The 22,451-nt window shown below is 59.8% G+C and carries 24 protein-coding genes and 1 tRNA gene; 6 read left to right on the top strand and 19 right to left on the bottom strand.

From position 1 onward, the window contains the following. The first annotated feature begins 97 nt into the window (after positions 1-97). The 6 genes from gcvH to L6D81_RS02605 all read left to right on the top strand — a co-directional run bounded on the left by gcvH (position 98) and on the right by L6D81_RS02605 (position 7,240). Complete coding sequence (gene gcvH, locus L6D81_RS02630; protein WP_007951190.1) at positions 98-481, top strand: glycine cleavage system protein GcvH; 384 nt, start codon at positions 98-100, stop codon at positions 479-481. A gap of 10 nt (positions 482-491) precedes the next feature. Next, positions 492-3,344 (top strand): aminomethyl-transferring glycine dehydrogenase, encoded by a 2,853-nt coding sequence (gene gcvP / locus L6D81_RS02625; protein ID WP_236177794.1) that lies wholly within the window; start codon positions 492-494, stop codon positions 3,342-3,344. A 140-nt stretch (positions 3,345-3,484) separates the two neighbouring features. Beyond that, positions 3,485-4,861, top strand: coding sequence for an L-serine ammonia-lyase (locus L6D81_RS02620; protein ID WP_236177793.1), 1,377 nt, complete (start codon positions 3,485-3,487; stop codon positions 4,859-4,861). Positions 4,862-4,912: 51 nt separating this feature from the next. Continuing rightward, positions 4,913-6,037, top strand: coding sequence for a glycine cleavage system aminomethyltransferase GcvT (gcvT, locus tag L6D81_RS02615; protein WP_236177792.1), 1,125 nt, complete (start codon positions 4,913-4,915; stop codon positions 6,035-6,037). 405 nt (positions 6,038-6,442) lie between these two features. After that, a complete protein-coding gene (locus L6D81_RS02610; protein ID WP_236177791.1) occupies positions 6,443-6,655 on the top strand; it encodes a cold-shock protein in 213 nt (70 codons plus the stop codon). Between the two features lie 96 nt (positions 6,656-6,751). Next, entirely contained in the window at positions 6,752-7,240 is a 489-nt protein-coding gene (locus tag L6D81_RS02605) for an RDD family protein (protein ID WP_236177790.1), read from the top strand. Between the two features lie 58 nt (positions 7,241-7,298). Here L6D81_RS02605 and nadA read toward each other — a convergent pair whose 3' ends face one another. From nadA to L6D81_RS02510, 19 genes are all read right to left on the bottom strand, one after another. Further along, positions 7,299-8,357: a quinolinate synthase NadA gene (nadA, locus tag L6D81_RS02600; RefSeq protein WP_039766022.1), complete on the bottom strand. Its 1,059-nt coding sequence runs from the start codon at positions 8,355-8,357 to the stop codon at positions 7,299-7,301. A gap of 270 nt (positions 8,358-8,627) precedes the next feature. After that, positions 8,628-8,703, bottom strand: a tRNA-Lys gene (locus L6D81_RS02595). A 63-nt stretch (positions 8,704-8,766) separates the two neighbouring features. Next, positions 8,767-9,459 carry a 7-cyano-7-deazaguanine synthase QueC gene (gene queC / locus L6D81_RS02590; RefSeq protein ID WP_115078982.1) on the bottom strand — a complete coding sequence of 231 codons (693 nt, stop codon included), beginning with the start codon at positions 9,457-9,459 and terminating at the stop codon, positions 8,767-8,769. Between the two features lies 1 nt (position 9,460). Further along, a complete protein-coding gene (gene queE, locus L6D81_RS02585) occupies positions 9,461-10,108 on the bottom strand; it encodes a 7-carboxy-7-deazaguanine synthase QueE (RefSeq protein WP_236177789.1) in 648 nt (215 codons plus the stop codon). 164 nt (positions 10,109-10,272) lie between these two features. Further along, positions 10,273-11,112, bottom strand: a complete 840-nt coding sequence (gene ybgF / locus L6D81_RS02580; RefSeq protein WP_236177788.1) for a tol-pal system protein YbgF — start codon at positions 11,110-11,112, stop codon at positions 10,273-10,275. Between the two features lie 6 nt (positions 11,113-11,118). After that, positions 11,119-11,616 carry a peptidoglycan-associated lipoprotein Pal gene (pal, locus tag L6D81_RS02575; RefSeq protein ID WP_003178634.1) on the bottom strand — a complete coding sequence of 166 codons (498 nt, stop codon included), beginning with the start codon at positions 11,614-11,616 and terminating at the stop codon, positions 11,119-11,121. Between the two features lie 52 nt (positions 11,617-11,668). Beyond that, positions 11,669-12,949 carry a Tol-Pal system beta propeller repeat protein TolB gene (gene tolB / locus L6D81_RS02570; RefSeq protein ID WP_186621582.1) on the bottom strand — a complete coding sequence of 427 codons (1,281 nt, stop codon included), beginning with the start codon at positions 12,947-12,949 and terminating at the stop codon, positions 11,669-11,671. 17 nt (positions 12,950-12,966) lie between these two features. Then, positions 12,967-14,046: a cell envelope integrity protein TolA gene (tolA, locus tag L6D81_RS02565; protein ID WP_236177787.1), complete on the bottom strand. Its 1,080-nt coding sequence runs from the start codon at positions 14,044-14,046 to the stop codon at positions 12,967-12,969. Further along, positions 14,046-14,498, bottom strand: coding sequence for a protein TolR (tolR, locus tag L6D81_RS02560; protein WP_162130475.1), 453 nt, complete (start codon positions 14,496-14,498; stop codon positions 14,046-14,048). The genes tolA and tolR overlap by 1 nt, the downstream gene beginning before the upstream one ends. 23 nt (positions 14,499-14,521) lie before the next feature. After that, positions 14,522-15,217, bottom strand: a complete 696-nt coding sequence (gene tolQ, locus L6D81_RS02555) for a protein TolQ (protein WP_007912733.1) — start codon at positions 15,215-15,217, stop codon at positions 14,522-14,524. Next, entirely contained in the window at positions 15,207-15,674 is a 468-nt protein-coding gene (ybgC, locus tag L6D81_RS02550; protein WP_007951203.1) for a tol-pal system-associated acyl-CoA thioesterase, read from the bottom strand. The genes tolQ and ybgC overlap by 11 nt, the downstream gene beginning before the upstream one ends. Positions 15,675-15,801: 127 nt before the next feature. Next, complete coding sequence (gene ruvB, locus L6D81_RS02545; protein ID WP_236177786.1) at positions 15,802-16,863, bottom strand: Holliday junction branch migration DNA helicase RuvB; 1,062 nt, start codon at positions 16,861-16,863, stop codon at positions 15,802-15,804. After that, the gene (gene ruvA, locus L6D81_RS02540; protein WP_007951205.1) at positions 16,864-17,472 is read right to left on the bottom strand and encodes a Holliday junction branch migration protein RuvA; all 609 of its coding nucleotides are present in this window, start codon (positions 17,470-17,472) and stop codon (positions 16,864-16,866) included. 114 nt (positions 17,473-17,586) lie between these two features. After that, on the bottom strand, positions 17,587-18,114 hold the full coding sequence (ruvC, locus tag L6D81_RS02535) for a crossover junction endodeoxyribonuclease RuvC (protein WP_007962095.1): 528 nt from the start codon (positions 18,112-18,114) through the stop codon (positions 17,587-17,589). Between the two features lie 140 nt (positions 18,115-18,254). Continuing rightward, the gene (locus tag L6D81_RS02530) at positions 18,255-19,001 is read right to left on the bottom strand and encodes a YebC/PmpR family DNA-binding transcriptional regulator (RefSeq protein WP_085745204.1); all 747 of its coding nucleotides are present in this window, start codon (positions 18,999-19,001) and stop codon (positions 18,255-18,257) included. A 123-nt stretch (positions 19,002-19,124) separates the two neighbouring features. Further along, complete coding sequence (gene aspS / locus L6D81_RS02525) at positions 19,125-20,900, bottom strand: aspartate--tRNA ligase (RefSeq protein WP_064599001.1); 1,776 nt, start codon at positions 20,898-20,900, stop codon at positions 19,125-19,127. Between the two features lie 106 nt (positions 20,901-21,006). After that, positions 21,007-21,228: an FmdB family zinc ribbon protein gene (locus L6D81_RS02520; RefSeq protein ID WP_007951210.1), complete on the bottom strand. Its 222-nt coding sequence runs from the start codon at positions 21,226-21,228 to the stop codon at positions 21,007-21,009. 113 nt (positions 21,229-21,341) lie between these two features. After that, complete coding sequence (locus tag L6D81_RS02515) at positions 21,342-21,689, bottom strand: ribbon-helix-helix domain-containing protein (RefSeq protein ID WP_236177785.1); 348 nt, start codon at positions 21,687-21,689, stop codon at positions 21,342-21,344. A 239-nt stretch (positions 21,690-21,928) separates the two neighbouring features. Next, complete coding sequence (locus L6D81_RS02510; protein WP_007951212.1) at positions 21,929-22,399, bottom strand: Dps family protein; 471 nt, start codon at positions 22,397-22,399, stop codon at positions 21,929-21,931. Positions 22,400-22,451 lie beyond the last annotated feature (52 nt).

Below are 22,451 nucleotides of genomic sequence, written 5' to 3'. Positions count from 1 at the left end.
GCCGCGTTCTTGCTAAGTAACCGTTCATAAAATCAGGGCTTTACCGCCCAAGCATTCCACTGCGTCCACCAGACGAGTCTGGCCCCTAGGAGATTCCATGAGCGAGTTGCGTTTTACTGAAGATCACGAATGGCTGCGCGCCGAAGCCGATGGCTCTGTCACCGTTGGCATCACCGCTTTCGCGCAGAACGCCCTGGGCGACGTGGTGTTCGTGCAACTGCCTGAATTGCAGGCTTACGAGAAAGGCGCCGAAGCCGCCACCGTGGAATCGGTAAAAGCCGCCAGTGGCGTTTATATGCCACTGGACGGTGAAGTCCTGGCCACCAACCCGGCCCTGGAAGACAGCCCCGAGCTGGTCAACGAAGATCCGCTGGGCGAAGGCTGGTTCTTCCGCTTCAAACCGGCCGACGCCTCGGCCGTCGCCAAGTTGCTGGATCAGGACGCCTACGACCGTCTGATCAAAGCCCAAGCCGAAGCCTGAGGAACCTGACATGACCCAAGTAAATCTCGGCACCGCCAATGAATTCATCGCCCGTCACATCGGCCCGCGCGCCAGTGACGAGCAAGCCATGCTCAACAGCCTCGGCTTCGACTCGCTCGAAGCCCTGAGCGCCAGCGTCATCCCGGAAAGCATCAAGGGCACCAGCGTGCTCGGCCTCGACGACGGCCTGAGCGAAGCCGATGCCCTGGCGATGATCAAAGGCATCGCCGGCAAGAACCAGCTGTTCAAGACCTACATCGGTCAGGGCTACTACAACTGCCACACGCCATCGCCGATTCTGCGCAACCTGCTGGAAAACCCGGCCTGGTACACCGCCTACACCCCGTACCAGCCGGAAATTTCCCAGGGCCGTCTCGAAGCGCTGCTGAACTTCCAGACCCTGATCAGCGACCTCACCGGCCTGCCGATCGCCAACGCCTCCCTGCTCGACGAAGCCACCGCGGCTGCCGAAGCCATGACCTTCTGCAAACGCCTGAGCAAGAACAAGGGCAGCCACCAGTTCTTCGCCTCGATCCACAGCCACCCGCAAACCCTCGATGTGCTGCGCACCCGTGCCGAGCCGCTGGGCATCGACGTGGTCGTGGGCGACGAGCGTGAACTGACCGACGTGACGCCGTTCTTCGGCGCACTGCTGCAATACCCGGCGAGCAACGGTGATGTGTTCGACTACCGCGCACTGACCGAACGCTTCCACGCTGCCAACGCCTTGGTAGCCGTGGCCGCTGACCTGCTGGCCCTGACCCTGCTGACCCCGCCGGGCGAATTCGGCGCCGACGTGGCCATCGGCAGCGCCCAACGCTTCGGCGTGCCGCTGGGCTTCGGTGGCCCGCACGCGGCTTACTTCTCCACCAAAGATGCGTTCAAGCGCGACATGCCGGGCCGTCTGGTCGGTGTTTCGGTTGACCGCTTCGGCAAGCCGGCGCTGCGTCTGGCGATGCAGACCCGCGAGCAACACATCCGCCGCGAGAAAGCCACGTCGAACATCTGCACCGCGCAAGTGCTGCTGGCCAACATCGCCAGCATGTACGCCGTGTACCACGGCCCGAAAGGCCTGACCCGGATTGCCAACCGCGTGCATCACCTGACCGCGATCCTGGCCAAGGGCCTGAGCGCACTGGGCGTGACCGTCGAGCAAGCCAGCTTCTTCGACACCCTGACCCTGGCCACCGGCGCGCAAACCGCCGCGTTGCACGACAAGGCTCGCGCCCAACAGATCAACCTGCGTGTGATCGATGCCCAGCGCCTGGGCCTGTCGGTCGACGAAACCACCACCCAGGCCGACATCGAAACCCTGTGGAGCCTGTTCGCCGACGGCAAGACCCTGCCGGATTTCACTGCTCTGGCCGCTGCCGCGCAAAGCACGATTCCAGCCGCACTGGTTCGTCAGTCACCGATCCTCAGCCACCCGGTGTTCAACCGTTATCACTCGGAAACCGAGCTGATGCGCTACCTGCGCAAACTGGCGGACAAGGACCTGGCACTGGATCGCACCATGATCCCGCTGGGCTCGTGCACCATGAAACTCAACGCCGCCAGCGAAATGATCCCGGTGACCTGGGCCGAATTCGGCGCCCTGCACCCGTTCGCTCCGGCCGAGCAAAGCGCCGGTTACCAGCAACTGACCGATGAACTGGAAGCGATGCTCTGCGCCGCCACCGGTTACGACTCGATCTCCCTGCAACCGAACGCCGGTTCCCAAGGTGAGTACGCAGGTCTGCTGGCGATCCGCGCCTATCACCAGAGCCGTGGCGAAGACCGTCGCGACATCTGCCTGATCCCGTCGTCCGCCCACGGCACCAACCCGGCGACCGCCAACATGGCCGGCATGCGCGTGGTCGTGACCGCCTGCGACGCTCGCGGCAACGTGGACATCGAAGACCTGCGCGCCAAGGCCATCGAGCACCGCGAACACCTCGCCGCGCTGATGATCACCTACCCGTCGACCCACGGCGTGTTCGAAGAAGGCATCCGCGAAATCTGCGGCATCATTCATGACAACGGCGGCCAGGTGTACATCGACGGCGCCAACATGAACGCGATGGTCGGCCTCTGCGCACCCGGCAAGTTCGGCGGCGACGTGTCGCACCTGAACCTGCACAAGACTTTCTGCATTCCGCACGGCGGTGGCGGCCCGGGCGTCGGCCCGATCGGCGTGAAATCGCACCTGACTCCGTTCCTGCCGGGCCACGGCCACATGGACCGCAAGGAGGGCGCGGTCTGCGCGGCACCGTTCGGCAGCGCGAGCATTCTGCCGATCACCTGGATGTACATTCGCATGATGGGTGGCGCCGGTCTGAAGCGCGCTTCGCAACTGGCGATCCTCAATGCCAACTACATTTCCCGTCGCCTGGAAGAGCACTACCCTGTGCTGTACACCGGCAGCAACGGTCTGGTGGCGCACGAGTGCATCCTGGATCTGCGCCCGTTGAAAGACAGCAGCGGCATCAGCGTCGATGACGTCGCCAAGCGCCTGATCGACTTCGGCTTCCACGCCCCGACCATGTCGTTCCCGGTGGCCGGCACGCTGATGATCGAGCCGACCGAAAGTGAATCCAAGGAAGAGCTGGACCGCTTCTGCGACGCCATGATCCGCATCCGCGAAGAAATCCGCGCGGTGGAAAACGGCACCCTGGACAAGGACGACAACCCGCTGAAGAACGCTCCGCACACCGCAGCGAAGCTGGTCGGCGAGTGGACTCACCCGTACAGCCGCGAGCAAGCGGTGTACCCGGTGGCGTCGTTGATTGAAGGCAAGTACTGGCCGCCGGTCGGTCGCGTCGACAACGTGTTCGGCGACCGCAATCTGGTCTGCGCCTGCCCGTCGATCGAAAGCTACGCTTAAACGAATGAGGGGCAGGCTTACCTTCCCCGATTTCAGCCACACCAAAATCCCTTGTGGGAGCTGACTTGCCAGCTCTCACAAGGGAATGCATCAAGCCTGATATTCCGCCAATTCCTATAACAAGAAACCGGAGAACAACCATGTCGTTAAGCGTGTTCGACCTGTTCAAGATTGGCATCGGCCCCTCCAGTTCCCACACCGTCGGCCCGATGCGCGCAGCTGCGCGCTTCGTCGAAGGCCTGCGTCGGGAAAACCTGTTGTCGGCCACCACCAGCGTCAGGGTCGAGTTGTATGGATCCCTCGGCGCCACCGGCAAGGGCCACGGCAGCGACAAGGCCGTGCTGCTGGGCCTGGAAGGTGAACACCCGGACACCGTGGATACCGAAACCGTCGCCGCCCGTCTCTCGCAGATTCGTGGCAACGGGCGTTTGAACCTGCTCGGCGAACACAGCATTGCGTTCAACGAGAAAGAACACCTGGCAATGATCCGCAAGCCGTTGGCCTATCACCCCAACGGCATGATTTTCCGTGCCTTCGATGCAGCAGGATTGCAGATCCGCAGCCGCGAGTACTACTCGGTCGGCGGTGGGTTTGTGGTCGACGAAGATGCGGCCGGCGCCGACCGCATCGTCGAAGACGCCACACCGCTGACCTTCCCGTTCAAGAGTGCCAAGGACTTGCTCGGTCACTGCGCCACCTATGGCCTGTCGATCAGTCAGGTGATGCTGACCAACGAAAGTGCCTGGCGCCCGGAAGCGGAAACCCGCGCCGGCCTGCTGAGAATCTGGCAAGTGATGCAGGACTGCGTGGCCGCCGGCTGTCGCAACGAAGGGATCCTGCCGGGCGGCCTGAAGGTCAAGCGACGGGCGGCGGCGTTGCACCGGCAACTGTGCAAGAACCCGGAATCGTCGCTGCGCGATCCGCTGTCGGTGCTGGACTGGGTCAACCTCTACGCTCTGGCCGTCAACGAAGAAAACGCCAACGGCGGGCGCGTGGTCACGGCACCGACCAATGGCGCGGCGGGGATCATTCCGGCCGTGCTGCATTACTACATGCGCTTTATTCCCGGCGCGAATGATGACGGCGTGGTGCGCTTCCTGCTGACCGCGGCGGCCATCGGCATTCTGTACAAGGAAAACGCCTCGATTTCCGGGGCTGAAGTCGGCTGTCAGGGCGAAGTCGGCGTGGCCTGTTCGATGGCGGCCGGCGCGTTGTGCGAGGTCCTGGGTGGCAGCGTTCAGCAAGTGGAAAACGCTGCTGAAATCGGCATGGAACACAACCTCGGCCTGACCTGCGACCCGATCGGCGGGCTGGTGCAGGTGCCGTGCATCGAGCGCAACGCCATGGGCTCGGTCAAGGCAATCAATGCTGTGCGCATGGCCATGCGCGGAGACGGGCAGCACTTCGTCTCCCTCGACAAGGTGATCCGCACCATGCGCCAGACCGGCGCCGACATGAAAAGCAAATACAAGGAGACCGCCCGTGGCGGTCTGGCAGTCAACATTATCGAGTGTTAATTAGCCCCCTCTCCCTGCGGGAGAGGGTTGGTGTGAATCAAGGAGTCACGCATGTCCACCGAACAACTGTCGAAAACCCCGCTGCACGCTTTGCACATCGAACTCGGCGCCCGCATGGTGCCGTTCGCCGGCTACGACATGCCGGTGCAATACCCGCTGGGCGTGATGAAGGAACACCAGCACACCCGTGAGCAGGCCGGGCTGTTCGATGTCTCGCACATGGGCCAGATCCGCCTGACCGGCGCCGATGCCGCCAAGGCCCTGGAAACCCTGGTGCCGGTGGACATCATCGACCTGCCGGTGGGCATGCAGCGCTACGCGATGTTCACCAACGAAACCGGCGGCATCCTCGATGACCTGATGGTCGCCAACCTCGGCAATGACGAGCTGTTCCTGGTGGTCAACGCGGCGTGCAAGGACCAGGACCTGGCCCATCTGCAAAAACACATCGGCGACCAGTGCAAGATCGAGCAATGGTTCGAAGAGCGTGCCCTGCTCGCCCTGCAAGGCCCGGCCGCCGTGACCGTACTGGCACGCCTGGCGCCGGAAGTGGCGAAAATGACCTTCATGCAGTTCACCCGCGTGAAGCTGCTGGGCATTGACTGCTATGTCAGCCGTTCGGGCTATACCGGTGAAGACGGTTTCGAAATCTCCGTTCCGGCAGCCGATGCGGAAAAACTCGCCCGCACCCTGCTGGCCGAACCGGAAGTCGCCGCCATCGGCCTCGGCGCCCGTGACTCGCTGCGCCTGGAAGCCGGTCTGTGCCTGTACGGCCACGACATGAACACCGAGACCACCCCGATCGAGGCCAGCCTGCTGTGGGCCATCTCCAAGCCTCGGCGTGCCGATGGTGCGCGCGCCGGTGGTTTCCCGGGTGCTGAACAAGTCTTCGCTCAACAGCAGAACGGCGTTTCGCGCAAACGCGTCGGCCTGCTGCCGCAAGAGCGTACGCCGGTCCGAGAAGGTGCAGAGATCGTCAACGAAGCGGGCGAGATCATCGGCAGCGTGTGCAGCGGCGGTTTCGGTCCGACCCTGAGCGGCCCGCTGGCCATGGGTTATCTGGACAGCGCCTACGTCGCACTCGACACGCCAGTTTGGGCGATTGTTCGTGGGAAAAAGGTGCCATTGCTTGTAAGCAAAATGCCATTTGTTCCACAACGCTACTATCGCGGCTAATTGACTGTTTCCATAAGTAACGCGATTGCGTTATGCGTGCACTAATCTGTAACGCAATCGCCATAAAACAGTGCACTCCGCTTACATACGATTCGAATATGAACTTGGCTTATAACGTTCGAAAACAATTGAACAAGCTAATCGTATAAGCCGGACTAGTGAATCGACTAAGTGCCAGCAAGCGCAGGAAAACCGGGGCCTTCGCGGGGCTTGTTTTTTCTCCCGTAGTTGGCGTAGAGTTTGTCCACTGTGTTTGCATGGGTCAGCTTGGAATCGTGACCTGGGCAGTAGCCTACAAGTTAGCTACATCCCGTTCGACGTCTTCTTACTCTCCTGCAACCAGCCCCAGTACTCTTTCATGAGAAGGAGACTGTCATCAATTTTTTGCGTCAAAGGAAATAAGAAATGTCCACACGTCAGAGCGGTACCGTCAAGTGGTTTAACGACGAGAAAGGTTTTGGTTTTATCACTCCAGAAAGCGGTCCGGATCTGTTCGTGCATTTCCGCGCCATTCAGGGCAACGGCTTCAAGAGCCTGAAAGAAGGCCAGAAAGTGACCTTCATTGCTGTGCAGGGCCAGAAAGGCATGCAAGCTGACGAAGTCATCGCAGAAGCCTGATTTCTGTAACAAAAAAGCCCCTGATATTGATATCAGGGGCTTTTTTGTGGGCGCAAATCCGTAAAATGGCGCTTCACTTTCCGTCCAGAGGCTGCCATGTCGAAACACCTGCTCACGCCCCAGGGCAATTTCCCCGCCGTCGGCCTCGGCCGTCGTCTGGCAGCAATGTTCTATGACTTTCTGCTGTGCACCGCCCTGCTGATCGTGACCGGCGGCCTCTACAAGATGATCCAGGCCTCGATCATCGGCGAAGAACGCCTGCGGGTTCTCACCGATGCCGGGCAGCTGGATGGCGATCCACTGTACTCCACGGTGCTGCTGCTGGTGCTGTTCGGCTTCTTCGCCAAGTTCTGGACCCACGCCGGGCAGACCCTGGGCATGCAGGTCTGGGGCATTCGCGTGCAGAACGCCGATGGCACCGCCATCAGCCTGTGGCAGGCGCTGTTGCGGTTCATGGTGTCGATTGCGTCGTGGCTGTGCCTGGGCCTTGGGTTCTTCTGGTCGCTGTTCGACAAACAGAAACGCGCCTGGCATGACATCTACTCCGACACGCAACTCGTGCGAATTCCAAAAAAAGCCAAATAATCTTCCAGATACAAAAACGCCCCGATCCAATCGGGGCGTTTTTGTTTGCGTCTCAAGGTCAGGCGTTGCCGGCCAGTTTCATCCGCGCGGCCTGAGTGAAATCGAGCATGCGTTTGAGCGGACGAATCGCCTGGGGAATCAGGGCCGGGTCGACGAAGATCTCGTTCGAGCCCTCCTTCAGGCACTTGAGCGTGCGCTCAAGGGTGTTCATGGCCATCCACGGGCAATGTGCGCAACTGCGGCACGCTGCGCCGTTACCGGCGGTTGGCGCTTCGATGAAGACCTTGTCCGGGCACAGCTGCTGCATCTTGTAGAAGATGCCACGGTCGGTAGCGACGATCAGGGTCTTGTTCGGCAGCGATTGAGCGGCGGCAATCAGCTGACTGGTAGAACCCACGGCATCCGCCAGTTCGATCACTGACGTCGGCGATTCCGGGTGCACCAGAATGGCGGCGTCCGGGTACAGCGCTTTCATGTCTTCCAGCTGCTTGGACTTGAACTCTTCGTGGACGATGCATGCACCATCCCAGAGCAGCATGTCGGCGCCGGTCTGACGCTGGATGTAGGTGCCAAGGTGCTTGTCCGGACCCCAGATAATGGTTTCGCCGTTGTCCATCAGGCTTTCGACGATTTCCAGTGCGCAACTGGAGGTCACTACCCAGTCGGCTCGTGCTTTGACGGCGGCCGAGGTGTTGGCATACACCACCACGGTGCGTTCCGGATGCTGATCGCAGAACGCCGAGAACTCGTCCACCGGGCAACCCAGATCCAGCGAACAGGTCGCCTCCAGAGTCGGCATCAGCACGCGTTTTTCAGGGTTGAGAATCTTCGCGGTCTCGCCCATGAATTTCACGCCGGCAACCACCACGGTCTTGGCCGGATGGGCATTGCCGAAGCGGGCCATTTCCAGGGAGTCGGAAACACAACCGCCGGTTTCTTCGGCGAGTGCCTGGATGATCGGATCGCAATAGAAGTGGGCAACCAGCACCGCGTCCTGAGCCTTGAGCTCGGCGGCGATGGCGGAACGGTAATAAGCCTCTTCCTCGGCAGTCAGCGGCTTGGGCTGCTTGGCGTCGAGGTGGGCTTGTACCAGAAGGCGTTCGGAAATCTGCGTCATGTTCGCAAGACCTGCAGGCGCATTCGCGCGAAAGTCGAGTATACACCCGGCTCCGGACCGCTTGAGGGTACCGCCGGGAGAGTGAGTATTATCAGGCACGGACAGCATTGAAGCTGCGCAAGGCTACAGAATATCCCGTTGATACAAAAGATGATTCTGACCTGCGTCACGGCGAGAAGAAACGAAGGGGGGAATGCCCGAATCGCAGGCAAAAAAAAATCCGGAAATCCTCACTTTCGTGGGCCTTCCAGACTTTTAAAACAGCAAAAATGGTGGGTCGTGTGGGATTCGAACCTACGACCAATTGGTTAAAAGCCAACTGCTCTACCAACTGAGCTAACGACCCGCTGTGTGGTGGCGCGTATAATACTGATTTTTAAGGACTATTCAACACCTAATTTAAAAAAAATCAAAAATAAGGTGTCGGGTCGCTGACTCCGGCCGCCGCGAAGCCTTCGGCACGCAGTCGGCAGCTGTCACATTTGCCGCAGGCACGGCCGTCATCGTCGGCCTGATAGCAGGAAACGGTCAACCCGTAATCAACGCCAAGCTTCACGCCCGCCTGGACGATCTGCGCCTTGCTCAGGTTCTGCAGCGGTGCCTGGATGCGGAAACCATTGCCTTCTACGCCGGCCTTGGTCGCCAGATTGGCCATGCGCTCGAACGACTCGATGAACTCGGGACGGCAATCCGGATAACCGGAATAGTCCACCGCGTTGACGCCGATAAAGATGTCACGGGCGCCGAGCACCTCAGCCCAGCCCAGAGCCAGCGACAGGAAAACCGTGTTGCGCGCCGGCACGTAAGTCACCGGAATACCTTCGCCCAACTCTTCCGGGATATCGATGCTGGTGTCGGTCAGGGCCGAACCGCCCATACCGTTCAGGTTCAGGCCGATCACCTTGTGCTCGACCACACCCAGATCGCGGGCAACGCGAGCAGCGGCATGCAGTTCGGCATGGGAACGCTGACCGTAATCGAAACTCATGGTATAGCAGGCGTAGCCTTCAGCACGGGCCATGGCCACGACAGTGGCCGAGTCCAGACCACCCGACAGCAGGATGACCGCACGTTTTTGGCTAGTGTTCAGTTGTTCAGTCATCTCAGCGCCCCGGCTCGTCATTCCATAGATATTTATGCAGCTGCAGTTGCAGGCGCACTGGCAGGTTATCCGCCACCACCCAGTCCGCCAGGTCCCGAGCATTCAGGTCGTGGTGACTTGGGGAAAACAGCACTTCACCTGCACGTCGCTCAAGACCGTACTGGATCAGCTTCGATACCGCCCAGTCATAGTCCTCCCGCGAGCAGATGACAAACTTCACCTGATCGTTGGGTGTCAGCAGTTCGATGTTCTCGTAACGGTTGCGATGGGCCTCTTTCGAGTCAGGCGTCTTCAGATCGACTACCCGACTGACCCGCGGATCGACCGCCGAGATGTCGAGGGCGCCGCTGGTTTCCAGCGAGACTTCGTAGCCGGCATCGCACAACTGCTTGAGCAAAGGGAGGGCATTGGGTTGTGCCAGCGGCTCACCGCCAGTGACACAGACGTAGCGCGGGCGAAAGCCGGCCACTTGCTCCAGGATGTCGTCGAGGGTGCGGATCGTGCCGCCGCTGAACGCGTAGGCACTGTCGCAGTATTGGCAACGCAATGGGCAACCGGTCAGGCGCACAAAAACCGTGGGCAGCCCGGCAGTCCGCGTTTCCCCCTGCAACGAGTAGAAAACTTCGGTGATTCTCAATGTGTCTTGCATAGTCGCCACGGGCGTAACAGCTAAACAGGCTGTCCGCCTCCGTCAGGCACTTCAGGCAACCCCGCCAACGCGTAGATCACCAGAAGCGTGTTTCATAAAAGGGCGTGAATTCTAACGAAAAAACCCGCGACAAGCGCGGGTTTCTTCCAAACGGGTAAAACGTATTACATGCGTTGCAGATCGCGCTGGGCCAACTGAGCGGCGGATGTACCCGGATACTGGGCCACCACCTGCTGCAGAATGCCTTTGACCTTGTCGGTATGACCGAGGCGGCGCTCTACGTCAGCCAGCTTGTACAGCGAATCCGGCACTTTGGCATGCTTGGGATACAGCTGCGAAACCTTGGCGAAAGCCTGACCTGCACCTTGCAGATCGCCTTTGGCCAGGTTCACTTCACCCAGCCAGTACTGGGCGTTGCCCGCATATTGGCTGTTCGGGTATTTACGCAGGAAAGCGGCAAACGCCTGGCTGGCCTTGTCGAAATCCTTGGCCTTGATCAGGTCGAAAGCGGCTTCGTAATACAGCTTTTCCTTGGCCGGATCAGCGGGTTCGCCGCCTGCGGCAGGTGCCTGGGCGGCCGCAGCGGCCCCGGCTCCAGCGGCGGCGCCGGCAGCAGCACTTGCATCGCCACCGGCAGAAGAATTCTCGGGAGTCGCGGCAGGTGCTACGCCGGATCCTATGCGCCGATCAAGATCCTGGTATCGCTCCAGGGATTCCTGCTTCATGCGCGAAACCTGGTTCTGCAGTTCTTCGATCACGCCTTGCTGGCGCGATATCTGATCCTGCATTTGTTGCAGTTGGTTGAACAGCATGCCTTGTGCCGAGGCAGGGGCCGAAGCCGCTCCCCCGGCATAGGCGCCGTTCGTACCGTAACCTGCAGGCGGATAACTGCTCCCGCTATTGTTATAACCGGAGTTGTCATCGACCACAGGAACCGCAGCCCACGCCGCAAGCGGCGCGAGGCTGAGAGCCAGAACAGTTACAGCACGACGGCACGTTCGCATATCGAATTACTTACGCAGTTCGACGCGACGGTTTTGAGCCCAGGACTGCTCGTCGTTGCCGGTAGCAACTGGACGCTCTTCGCCGTAGGAAACCAGTTCCAGCTGAGCTGGGGAAACACCTTGCAGTACCAGGTAGCGCTGAACGGCTTTCGCACGACGCTCGCCCAGTGCCATGTTGTACTCACGAGTACCACGTTCGTCGGTGTTGCCTTCCAGAACAACGCGAGCGCCGTTTGCTTTCAGGTCTTTGGCGTGAACGTCCAGAGCGCGCATGGCTTCTGGCTTCAGGTCCGAGCTGTCGTATTCGAAGTAGAAGGTGGTGATTGCGCGCAGAGCAGCTTCTTCGCTCAGGGAACCGTCAACTGCACCAGTGTTTGCGCCGTAACCAGCGTTTGGATCAACAGCGCCTTCACCGGCGTTGTCGCCGCCTTTGGACGAGCAACCTACAGCTACAGCCATGGCCAGAGCCAGCGCAGCAAATTTACCAAACTTCAGCATTTCCATCGTGAAACTCCTAATGAACCCCAGTGTGTTAAGTAAAACGTAAAGCGCCGCGTCAGTTCAGGTAAGGGGACCAGGACGGTTCTCTGACTTCGCCTTGAGCGGTAGGAAGCGGGAGCCTCACGCGTCCATTAATGGACACGAGCATCAAGACTCCCCGGCCCTGCTGGCGGGTGGCGTAGATTACCATGGTGCCGTTGGGCGCAACAGTAGGCGACTCGTCCAGAGTGCTATCAGTGAGGATTTTTACACTCCCGCGCTGCAAATCCTGGGCCGCCACTTTGAAATTGGTGAAACCGTCCTGACGATGGATCATCACCAGGGTCTTTTCATCCGCCGAAAGCTTGGGGTTGGCGTTGTAGTTACCCACGAACGTCACACGCTCGGCACCGCCACCACTAGCGCTGGTCTTGTAGATCTGCGGTTTGCCGCCACGGTCGGAGGTGAAGTAGATGGTCGAACCATCCTTGCCCCAGTACGGTTCGGTGTTGATGCCAGGACCTGCGGTTACGCGGGTGATCTGACGCGAACCGAGGTTCATCACGTAGATGTCCGGGTTACCGTCTTTCGACAGCACGAACGCCAGGCGATTGCCATCCGGCGACCAGGCTGGCGCGCCGTTCAAGCCTTCGAAGTTGGTGATCTGCTCGCGGCGACCGGTGTCGATGTTCTGCATGAAGATGCGCGGACGCTTCTGTTCGAACGACACGTAGGCGATACGCTTGCCATCCGGTGCAAAACGCGGCGACAGGATCGGCTCGCGCGATTGCAGCAGAGTCACGGCGCGGGCGCCGTCATAGTCAGAGCGCTGCAGGGTGTAACGGGTGTTCTTCTCGGAGAAACGCTCGGCCGTGACGTACAGCAGACGAGTCGAGAATGCACCTTTAATGCCGGTCAGTTTTTCGAACGACTGATCGGAGATGTAGTGCGCCATGTCGCGCAGCTGTTCAGTGGTACCGGACACACTGCCGTCAGCCACTTTCTGCTCGGTGGCGACGTTGAACAGAGCCCACTGCACCTGCAGACGGCCACCGGCCGGCACGATGCTGCCGACCATCATGTATTGCGCACCCACCGCCTTCCAGTCACGGAAGATGATTTCGCTCGGCTGGCTTGGCTGGCTGATCATGTTTTGCTTTGGAATCGGCGAGTAATAGCCCGAGTTGCGCAAATCGTTACCAATGATTTCAGCCATGTCATCCGGCAGGACGGCACCGCCCTGGAAACCGAACGGTACGACGGCGATCGGCGTTGCCCGATCGCTGCCGCTGGTGACCAGAATGTTCTTTTCATCCGCCATCGCGATCCCTGCCATGCAGCAGATCACGACCAGCATTCCTCGAAGAAGGTTTCTCACAAGGCTAGATCCTCAGGTGTGAATGTCATCTTGAATGAACGATACGGAGCGAAATCGCTCGGCTTCATTCCCTGCATTTCCGTCAAACGTCCAATATTCTTGACCGCTGCCACTGCCGACGCATCGAACGGACCGTCGCCACTGGACTTGGCCACGCTGACCGAGGTCACCGTACCGTCCGGCAACATGCCGATCTGCAGCACAACCGTCATGCCTTTGCGTGCCGAAGGTGGACGAGCCCAGCCTTCCGCTGCCCGCGCACGAATCAGGTCATCGAAACTGCCCGCGACTTCATCGCCCTGCTCATCGGCCAAGGCCTGCTGACGCTGCGGCGTGTCGGAAAGCAAATCTGCCAGGGCCTGAGCCTTTTTGTCTTCGGCGGATTTACGTGCCGCTTCCTGCGCTTTCTTCTTCGCAGCATCGGCAGCAGCTTTCTTCTTCGCGTCTTCGGCGACTTTCTTCTTCGCCTCTTCAGCTTCAGCTTTCTTCTTGGCGTCTTCGGCGGCTTTCTTTTTCGCGTCTTCGACGATCTTCTTCTTGGCTTCTTCAGCGGCCGCTTTCTTGGCCTCTTCTTCAGCAGCCTTCTTGGCTTCTTCTTCGGCTTTCTTCTTGGCTATATCAGCCAATTGTTTCTCTTCTGCCTTCTTGGCTTCGGCGGCTTTCTTGGCGTCGGCGGCTTTCTTGGCTTCATCAGCCTTCTTCGCCTCGTCCGCTTTCTTCGCCTCATCGGCCTTCTTGGCTTCCTCGGCCTTTTGAGCCGCTTCTTCTTTCTTTTGTTCCGCAGCCTTCACCGCTTCCTGCTCGACCTTTTTCTGCTCCATCTGCTCGACTTCGGTCTGGCGCGCGGCGGATTTCTTCGCCTCACCCGCAATCTTCTGATTGGTCTGGGTGGTTGCCTGACTTTTCGATTTCAGCTGGTACAGGGTTGCCTGGACAATCGGCTTGGCCGGCGGCAGCTCCGGGGTCAGGGCGAAACTGACGAACAGCATGCCGAACACCAGCACGTGCAAGCCAATCGCCCAGACACTGGGCCAGAAGTAGCTTTCCGAGGCGGACGGCTCTCGCTGTTGCTGCATCAGGGCGCCTCGGTGATCAAGCCAACGTTACCGACCCCGGCTTTCTGCAACCCGCCCATGGCGCCCATGACGGAGCCATAATCGACGGACTTGTCGCCACGGATGAAGACCTGGGTACGCTTGCCGCCTTCAGTGCCGGCGCGAATGATCTTGGTCACCGCATCGGTCATCTGTGGCAGGGTCATGGCGCGGTCCTGCTGCTTCTCGGTGTCGACTTCGCTGCCGAGGTTCCAGTAGTAGGTCTTGTCCGACTTGATCGAAATGGTCAGCACCTGGGTGTTGTTGTCCTGCGGCAAGGCTTCGCTGGAAACCTTGGGCAGATCCACTTTCACGCCCTGATTGAGCATCGGCGCAGTCACCATGAAGATGACCAGCAGCACCAGCATCACGTCGATGTAAGGCACTACGTTCATCTCGGCGACCGGCTTGCGCTTGTGTCGGGCTCGAGTGATTAAAGCCATCGGTAAATACCTGCTTATTCTTCGCTGGTGTGCACTTTGCGGTGCAGGATCGCCTGGAACTCATCGGCGAAGGTGTAGTAGCGGCTCAGCAAGGTTTCGCTGCGGGCAGAGAAACGGTTGTAAGCGATAACGGCCGGGATCGCGGCGAACAGACCGATCGCGGTGGCGATCAGGGCTTCGGCGATGCCGGGTGCGACGGTGGCCAGAGTGGCCTGTTGGGCGCTGGCCAGACCACGGAAGGAGTTCATGATCCCCCATACGGTACCGAACAGACCGATGTACGGGCTGACCGAACCTACGGTGGCGAGGAACGGCAGGCTCTGCTCAAGCTTTTCTTCTTCGCGGGAGATGGCCACGCGCATGGCACGGGCCACACCTTCCATCACCGCTTCAGGATCTACACCTGGCTGCTGACGCAGACGGGAGAACTCCTTGAAGCCGGCACGGAAGATCTGCTCGACACCCGAATCCGGATCCGGGTTGCTGCCGGCCTGACGGTAGAGTTTGGACAGGTCGATACCCGACCAGAAGCGCTCTTCGAAGCTCTCCAGAGCGCGTCGACCGGCGCGCAGCAGGTTGCTGCGCTGAAAGATCATGATCCATGAGGTCACCGATGCGGCCACCAGGGTCAACATTACCAACTGCACCACGATGCTGGCATTGCTGACCAGGCTCCACATGGAGGAATGGTCGACGACGTTAGCTTCCACGCTTTATCTCCTGCTTTGAGTGTGTACCCGTGCCGACCGCGTCGGCAAAGGCCGCACGCAGGTCTTCGGGAAGGGCCCGGGGTTTCAAACTGTTAGTGCGCACACAGGCCACCAGAAACTGCCCTTCGCAGAGCAGCACATTATCCGTTGCCCGCCTGACCTGCTGTCGAAAGCGCAGGCTGGCACGGTTCAATTCGATTACATCAGCGCTTACCAGAAGTTCGTCGTCCAGTCGCGCCGGCGCGTGATAACGCGCTTCGCTGGAATGCACGACGAACAACAGGTCCTCCCCGGCCAGCGCCGACTGGGCAAAGCCCAGCTCCCGGAGCCGCTCGGTTCGAGCCCGTTCCATAAACTTGAGGTAATTAACGTAATACACGATGCCGCCCGCATCGGTGTCCTCGTAATAAACGCGACAACGATGTGCGAACGGCTCAAGCCCGTTTTGCGCGCGCATACTCTAGTGCTTACTCCTCGGGTTGCCAATCCAGCCAGGCAACTGTTTTTCATTGTTAAAAGGCTTTACCGCAAAAGTACCGTCCTGTGACAGTACAAACGCTGAATAAATCGACAATAAATGTGTATCAATCGTCCACGGCATCGAGAAACTCGTCTGCCACGGGCATCTCGCCCATTCGTGTCGGAATGTTTAAACCAAAATGCAGGTACGCGTGGCGGGTGACCACCCTGCCCCGTGGTGTCCGCATGATGTAGCCCTGCTGAATCAGGTAAGGCTCGAGCACGTCTTCAATGGTGTGACGCTCTTCGCTGATCGCCGCCGCCAGACTGTCGATACCCACCGGGCCGCCGTCGAATTTCTCGATCATGGTCAACAGCAGACGCCGGTCCTGATGATCGAAACCGTGCTCGTCGACATCCAGCAGGTTCAGCGCCAGATCCGCGACAGCCTTGGTGATGTGGCCCTTGGCCCGGACTTCGGCGAAATCCCGCACCCGGCGCAGCAGTCGGTTGGCGATTCGCGGCGTACCACGGGCGCGGCGGGCAATCTCGAAAGACCCTTCCGGATCCAGCGGCAGGCCAAGAATGTTCGCCGAACGGCTGACAATCGTTGCCAGGTCAGCGGTGCTGTAAAACTCGAGACGCTGGACGATACCGAAACGGTCGCGCAACGGGTTGGTCAGCATACCGGCACGCGTGGTCGCGCCGACCAGCGTGAACGGCGGCAGATCGAGCTTGATCGAACGCGCCGCCGGTCCTTCACCGATCATGATGTCGAGCTGGAAATCCTCCATGGCCGGGTACAGCACTTCTTCGACGATCGGCGACAGACGATGGATTTCATCGATGAACAGCACGTCGTGCGGCTCAAGATTGGTCAACAGTGCCGCCAGATCCCCCGGCCGTTCCAGCACCGGGCCGGAAGTGCTCTTGATCGACACGCCCATTTCCTGGGCGATGATGTTGGCCAGCGTGGTTTTACCCAGCCCCGGCGGACCGAAGATCAGGGTGTGGTCGAGGGATTCGCCACGGCCACGGGCGGCCTGGATAAACAGTTCCATCTGCTCGCGAACGGTCGGCTGGCCGATGTATTCGGCCAGGCTGACGGGACGTATCGCCCGATCCTGGACTTCTTCGCGCTCACGCGGACTGTGCGTGGCGGCGATCAGACGATCAGCTTCAATCACTTAAATCATTCCCTTCAGGGCACGTCGAATCATGTCTTCGCTGCTCAGGCCTTTCTCTTTGATCGCGGAAATCGCCTTGCTCGCTTCCTGTGGCTTGTAGCCCAGGGAAATCAGTGCGCTGACCGCATCGTTCTCGGCGGTGTTGACCGGCGCCGGGCCGTCGGGCTGGTTCGGTACCAGGGCAAACATGGCCGGCGAGGTTTCCCAGGCCTTGAAGCGGTCCTTCAACTCGACCAGCAGACGCTCGGCGGTTTTCTTGCCCACGCCCGGCACCTTGGTCAGCGCCGAGGTGTCCTGGGATTGCACGCAGCGGATCAGCTCATCGACTTCCAGACTCGACATCAAGGCCAGGGCCAGTTTCGGCCCCACACCATTGAGACGGATCAACTCACGAAAAAAGTCTCGCTCACGCTTGCCGGCAAAACCATAGAGTAACTGCGCGTCTTCGCGTACGACCAAATGGGTGTGCAAGGTCAGCGGTTCACCGACCGACGGCAGACGATAAAGGGTGGTCATGGGCACTTCCAGCTCATACCCGAGGCCGTTTACATCCAGAATCAGGTGCGGCGGCTGTTTCTCAGCCAGAGTGCCGCGCAAGCGTCCAATCACGTTTCAGATCCTTGAGCGTTGGCCAGCCGTGGGCTGGCGACCGACAGAGCATGGATTCACGGCCGACAACCCAGGCACGAAATCCACATTCCGTAAAAATGACTGCTGATGCTATCAGAGACGCAGGCGCCCGCCACGACTGCGTGCGGTTCCCAGGCCATGCGGTAACAGACTGGAGCGCGTGTGGGCGTGACAAATGGCGATGGCCAGGGCATCCGATGCGTCGATTTGCGGTTTGCTGGTCAGCTTGAGCATGTGCATGACCATCATCTGCACCTGCTCTTTATTGGCGGCACCGGTGCCGACCACGGCCTGTTTGACCTGAGTGGCGGTGTACTCGGCAATCTCCAGGCACTCTTCAGCCCCCGCCACAATCGCAGCCCCGCGGGCCTGCCCCAGTTTCAGCGCAGAATCGGCGTTTTTCGCCATGAACACCTTTTCGATGCCCATGGTCACCGGGCCGTAGGTCTGGATGATTTCGCGCACGCCGCGATAGACGATCTGCAACCGCTCATGCAGCTCGCCGGCACCGGTGCGGATACAACCCGAGGCGACGTAGATGCAGCCGCCGCGTCCGGTATCGCGAACAATGCCGTAACCGGTAATGCGCGATCCGGGGTCGATACCAAGAATTAAAGTCATAAGCCTGCTGGTTCGAAAAAACACAAAAACAAATGTGGGAGCTGGCTTGCCAGCGATGACGGAGTGTCAGGCACTATCAATAGCTGATGTGCCGACGCCATCGCTGGCAAGCCAGCTCCCACATTGAAGCCTAGTCGCTCTTAACCGAGCTGAGCGGCCACGTCTTCCGGAATGTCTGCGTTGGAGTAGACGTTCTGCACGTCGTCCAGGTCTTCCAGCATGTCGATCAGCTTGAGTACCTTCTCGGCGCCCTCCAGGTCCAGTTCGGCACTGGTGGTCGGCTGCATGACGATTTCCGCGTCATCTCCCTTGAAGCCTGCGGCTTCCAGGGCATTGCGCACTGCGTAAAAACCGGTGAACGAGGTGAACACGTCGATCGAGCCGTCTTCGTGGCTGACCACGTCGTCGGCATCGGCTTCCAGTGCCGCTTCTGTCAGTGCGTCCTCGTCGACGCCCGGGGCAAAGCTGATCTGCCCCTTGCGTTCGAACAGATACGCCACCGAACCGTCGGTACCGAGGTTGCCGCCACACTTGCTGAACGCGTGGCGCACGGCGGCTGCGGTACGGTTGCGGTTGTCGGTCATGCATTCGACCATCACCGCCACGCCGCCCGGACCGTAACCTTCGTAAGTCAGCTCTTCAACGTTGTCGGCTTCGGTCGCACCGGCGCCACGGGCCACGGCACGGTCGATGATGTCGCGACTCATGTTGGCGCCCAGCGCCTTGTCCAGTGCCAGACGCAGACGCGGGTTGGAGCCCGGATCACCGCCGCCCTGACGGGCCGCCACGGTCAGCTCGCGGATCCACTTGGTGAAAATCTTGCCTCTCTTGGCATCCTGGCGTTCTTTGCGGTGCTTGATGTTCGCCCACTTGGAATGACCTGCCATAACTCGCTCCGAATTCTCTTGAACAATGCCCGCCATGCAGGTGCATCGGCCAGCAAAAAATCTTGTTTTCAATCACTGCAGAAAGAAAAAAGGCGCATCCGAAGATGCGCCTTCAGGCCCGTCTTACTCGGCCTTTGGCGTTTCGCGCAAACGAATGTGCAATTCGCGCAAGGCCTTGGCATCCACGACACCCGGCGCCTGCGTCATCACGTCGGCAGCACTCTGGGTTTTCGGGAAGGCGATCACTTCACGGATCGACTGGGCGCCGGTCATCAGCATCACCAGACGGTCCAGACCGAAGGCCAGACCACCGTGCGGCGGCGCGCCGTATTTCAGGGCGTCGAGCAGGAAGCCGAACTTCTCTTCCTGTTCCGCTTCGTTGATGCCCAGCAGACGGAATACCGCCTGTTGCATCTCTTTGCGGTGGATACGGATCGAACCGCCACCCAGCTCGGTGCCGTTGAGCACCATGTCGTAGGCACGGGACAGAGCGCCAGCCGGATTGGCTTCCAACTCTTCCGGCGAGCACTTCGGCGCAGTGAACGGGTGATGCAGCGCCGAGAAGCTGCCGTCGTCGTTCTCTTCGAACATCGGGAAGTCGACGACCCACATCGGCGCCCATTCGCAGGTCAGCAGCTTCAGGTCGTGACCGAGCTTGATACGCAGTGCGCCCAAGGCTTCGCTGACGATCTTGGCCTTGTCGGCGCCGAAGAACACGATGTCGCCATCGACTGCGCCAACGCGATCGAGGATCACGTTGAGGTTGGCTTCCGGAATGTTTTTCACGATCGGCGATTGCAGACCGTCAACACCGGCCGCACGCTCGTTGACCTTGATGTACGCCAGGCCCTTGGCACCGTAGATGCCGACGAACTTGGTGTAGTCGTCGATCTGCTTGCGCGGCATGCTCGCCCCGCCCGGAACGCGCAGCGCAGCGATGCGGCATTTCGGGTCGTTGGCAGGGCCGCTGAACACTTTGAAATCAACTTCTTTCAATTGATCGGCGACATCGACCAGTTCCAGCGGGTTACGCAGGTCTGGCTTGTCGGAACCATAACGGCGCATGGCTTCTTCGAACGTCATGTGCGGGAACTCGCCGAATTCCAGACCCAGCACTTCCTTGAACAGGTTGCGGATCATGCCTTCGGTCAGGCCCATGATGTCTTTTTCGTCGAGGAAGCTGGTCTCGATGTCGATCTGAGTGAACTCAGGCTGACGGTCGGCACGCAGGTCTTCGTCGCGGAAGCACTTGGCGATCTGGTAGTAACGGTCGAAGCCGGCGACCATCAGCAGTTGCTTGAACAGCTGTGGCGACTGCGGCAGGGCAAAGAACGAACCGGCGTGGGTACGGCTCGGCACGAGGTAGTCGCGCGCGCCTTCCGGCGTGGCACGGGTCAGGATCGGCGTTTCGACGTCGAGGAAGCCGTTCTCGTCCAGGTAGCGACGGATGCTGGTGGTCATGCGCGAACGCAGACGCAGCTTCTCGGCCATTTCCGGACGACGCAGGTCGAGGAAGCGATAACGCAGACGGGTTTCTTCGCCGACGTCGGAGAACTCGTTCAGCGGAAACGGCGGGGTTTCCGACTCGTTCAGCACTTCCAGCTCGTAGCCCAGCACTTCGATCATGCCCGACGCCATGTTGGCGTTGGTGGCACCGGCCGGACGCAGACGCACCTTGCCGGTGATCTTCACGACGTATTCGCTGCGCACGCGATCGGCAGCGGCGAAACTCTCGGCGCGATCCGGATCGAACACTACCTGGGCAAGACCGTCACGATCACGGATATCGAGGAAAATCACCCCGCCGTGGTCGCGACGACGGTGAACCCATCCGCAAAGGGTAATTTCCTGGCCTTCCAGGCTTTCGTTGAGTTGGCCGCAATAATGGCTGCGCATCATGGTAGTGGTTCGCTTCTCGTAATTCGAAATTCGGTGGAGATCCCGCTGCACTCAAGCAGTGCAACCCGTGGAAACTCACGCGTGTCGTTCGACCTGGGTTTGAACCCTAGTCAGATTTGTCGCCACCGGCCAGATTCTTCTTCGCGCCGGTCTTGAAATCGGTTTCGTACCAGCCGCTGCCGCTGAGGCGAAAGCCCGGCATCGACAGCTGCTTCTTGAGTTCCGGTGCCTGACAGGCAGGGCAATCGACCAGTGGAGCGTCGCTGATCTTTTGAATGGCTTCCAACTGATGACCACAGGAAGCACATTGGTAATCGTACATCGGCATGGAGTTGTCTCGGCAATCAGATTGCCAGCACGCGCAGGGCCGTGCGGCGAAAGGGCGGGATTATATCCATTAAATGCGGCCTGTGCAGCCGGAAGACTGCACAGGCCGTCTCGTCAGTGACATCCCGCGTCGCGCATCCCCGGAGAATCCCGCAGGCCATGCACCACACAAACAACCCGCACCAGACCGCTGAAGTTTTTCACCCCGCCATGACGCAGGTGCACTTCACGATCAACACGGGACAACAGCGTGCCGACCGAACAACAATTGTCCTCGGCCATCCGGCCCAGAATGTTCCAGTAAACCTGCTCCAGCCGCATGCAGGTCGCGAATCCGTTCAAACGCACCGAACGGGACAACGGCCGGATCAATGCCATATCGAACCCGCCCAGCAAGGGCTCCGTGACTTTCTCTCTTTGCGAGCCGCCTGCGATTTCTCTTGGCCTGCCTCCATCTTCCATATCGTTGACACTCCTTTGTCATTTTTGCGCCTGTTATCAAGGCAACATCCTGTGACCTCATTAAAAGCGCAGGCGCAAAGGCAGTTCCAGATGACTTTTTGACCATCCACGTAGGATAAGCCAACGCAACAAGGAGGATCATGGAGTGATGGATCGTTTTCCCTGTTTCCTACAGGAGAGAACGACATTTCCAGAAAAAGAACAGCGCACGAACGAAGGGGGTCGTGCGCGTCCCGACATCAGGCCTCGAGCAGCGCGCGCAACATCCACGCGGTTTTCTCGTGAACCTGCATACGCTGGGTCAGCAAGTCAGCGGTCGGCTCGTCGCTGACTTTATCCAGAAGAGGGAAAATCCCCCGCGCCGTGCGCGTGACTGCCTCCTGACCCTCGACCAATTGTTTGATCATGTCCTCGGCACTCGGCACGCCCTCTTCCTCTTTAATAGAAGACAGACGCGCATAGGTTGCGTATGCGCCCGGCGCCGGAAACCCCAGCGCCCGGATGCGTTCGGCGATCGAGTCCACCGCCAGGGCCAGTTCGTTGTATTGCTCCTCGAACATCAGATGCAGGGTCCGGAACATCGGCCCGGTGACGTTCCAGTGGAAGTTGTGGGTCTTCAGATACAGCACGTAGGTGTCCGACAGCAGACGCGAGAGCCCTTCAACGATGGATTTGCGGTCTTCTTCACTGATACCGATATCGATTGCCATGCTTACCCCCTAACGGCGATTGAAATTCATCCAACAGGTGCCGGTTCACTGT

Origin of the sequence: Pseudomonas sputi (assembly GCF_021603585.1) — a bacterium.
GTDB classification, from domain to species: Bacteria; Pseudomonadota; Gammaproteobacteria; order Pseudomonadales; family Pseudomonadaceae; genus Aquipseudomonas; species Aquipseudomonas sputi.
Note: the sequence above shows the minus strand (reverse complement) of the source record. Positions and strands in the feature narration are given on the sequence as shown.

Excerpts from the sequence above, each read along its gene's own strand:
- queE (WP_236177789.1), bottom strand. The coding sequence starts at position 10,108 with ATGCAAGACACATTGAGAATCACCGAAGTTTTCTACTCGTTGCAGGGG.
- ybgF (WP_236177788.1), bottom strand. The coding sequence starts at position 11,112 with ATGCGAACGTGCCGTCGTGCTGTAACTGTTCTGGCTCTCAGCCTCGCG.
- L6D81_RS02605 (WP_236177790.1), top strand. The coding sequence starts at position 6,752 with ATGTCGAAACACCTGCTCACGCCCCAGGGCAATTTCCCCGCCGTCGGC.
- L6D81_RS02510 (WP_007951212.1), bottom strand. The coding sequence starts at position 22,399 with ATGGCAATCGATATCGGTATCAGTGAAGAAGACCGCAAATCCATCGTT.
- gcvP (WP_236177794.1), top strand. The coding sequence starts at position 492 with ATGACCCAAGTAAATCTCGGCACCGCCAATGAATTCATCGCCCGTCAC.
- L6D81_RS02620 (WP_236177793.1), top strand. The coding sequence starts at position 3,485 with ATGTCGTTAAGCGTGTTCGACCTGTTCAAGATTGGCATCGGCCCCTCC.
- L6D81_RS02520 (WP_007951210.1), bottom strand. The coding sequence starts at position 21,228 with ATGCCGATGTACGATTACCAATGTGCTTCCTGTGGTCATCAGTTGGAA.
- gcvH (WP_007951190.1), top strand. The coding sequence starts at position 98 with ATGAGCGAGTTGCGTTTTACTGAAGATCACGAATGGCTGCGCGCCGAA.
- queC (WP_115078982.1), bottom strand. The coding sequence starts at position 9,459 with ATGACTGAACAACTGAACACTAGCCAAAAACGTGCGGTCATCCTGCTG.
- gcvT (WP_236177792.1), top strand. The coding sequence starts at position 4,913 with ATGTCCACCGAACAACTGTCGAAAACCCCGCTGCACGCTTTGCACATC.
- L6D81_RS02530 (WP_085745204.1), bottom strand. The coding sequence starts at position 19,001 with ATGGCAGGTCATTCCAAGTGGGCGAACATCAAGCACCGCAAAGAACGC.
- L6D81_RS02515 (WP_236177785.1), bottom strand. The coding sequence starts at position 21,689 with ATGGAAGATGGAGGCAGGCCAAGAGAAATCGCAGGCGGCTCGCAAAGA.
- tolB (WP_186621582.1), bottom strand. The coding sequence starts at position 12,949 with ATGCTGGTCGTGATCTGCTGCATGGCAGGGATCGCGATGGCGGATGAA.
- nadA (WP_039766022.1), bottom strand. The coding sequence starts at position 8,357 with ATGACGCAGATTTCCGAACGCCTTCTGGTACAAGCCCACCTCGACGCC.
- ybgC (WP_007951203.1), bottom strand. The coding sequence starts at position 15,674 with ATGCGCGCGCAAAACGGGCTTGAGCCGTTCGCACATCGTTGTCGCGTT.
- pal (WP_003178634.1), bottom strand. The coding sequence starts at position 11,616 with ATGGAAATGCTGAAGTTTGGTAAATTTGCTGCGCTGGCTCTGGCCATG.
- aspS (WP_064599001.1), bottom strand. The coding sequence starts at position 20,900 with ATGATGCGCAGCCATTATTGCGGCCAACTCAACGAAAGCCTGGAAGGC.
- L6D81_RS02610 (WP_236177791.1), top strand. The coding sequence starts at position 6,443 with ATGTCCACACGTCAGAGCGGTACCGTCAAGTGGTTTAACGACGAGAAA.
- tolA (WP_236177787.1), bottom strand. The coding sequence starts at position 14,046 with ATGCAGCAACAGCGAGAGCCGTCCGCCTCGGAAAGCTACTTCTGGCCC.
- ruvC (WP_007962095.1), bottom strand. The coding sequence starts at position 18,114 with ATGACTTTAATTCTTGGTATCGACCCCGGATCGCGCATTACCGGTTAC.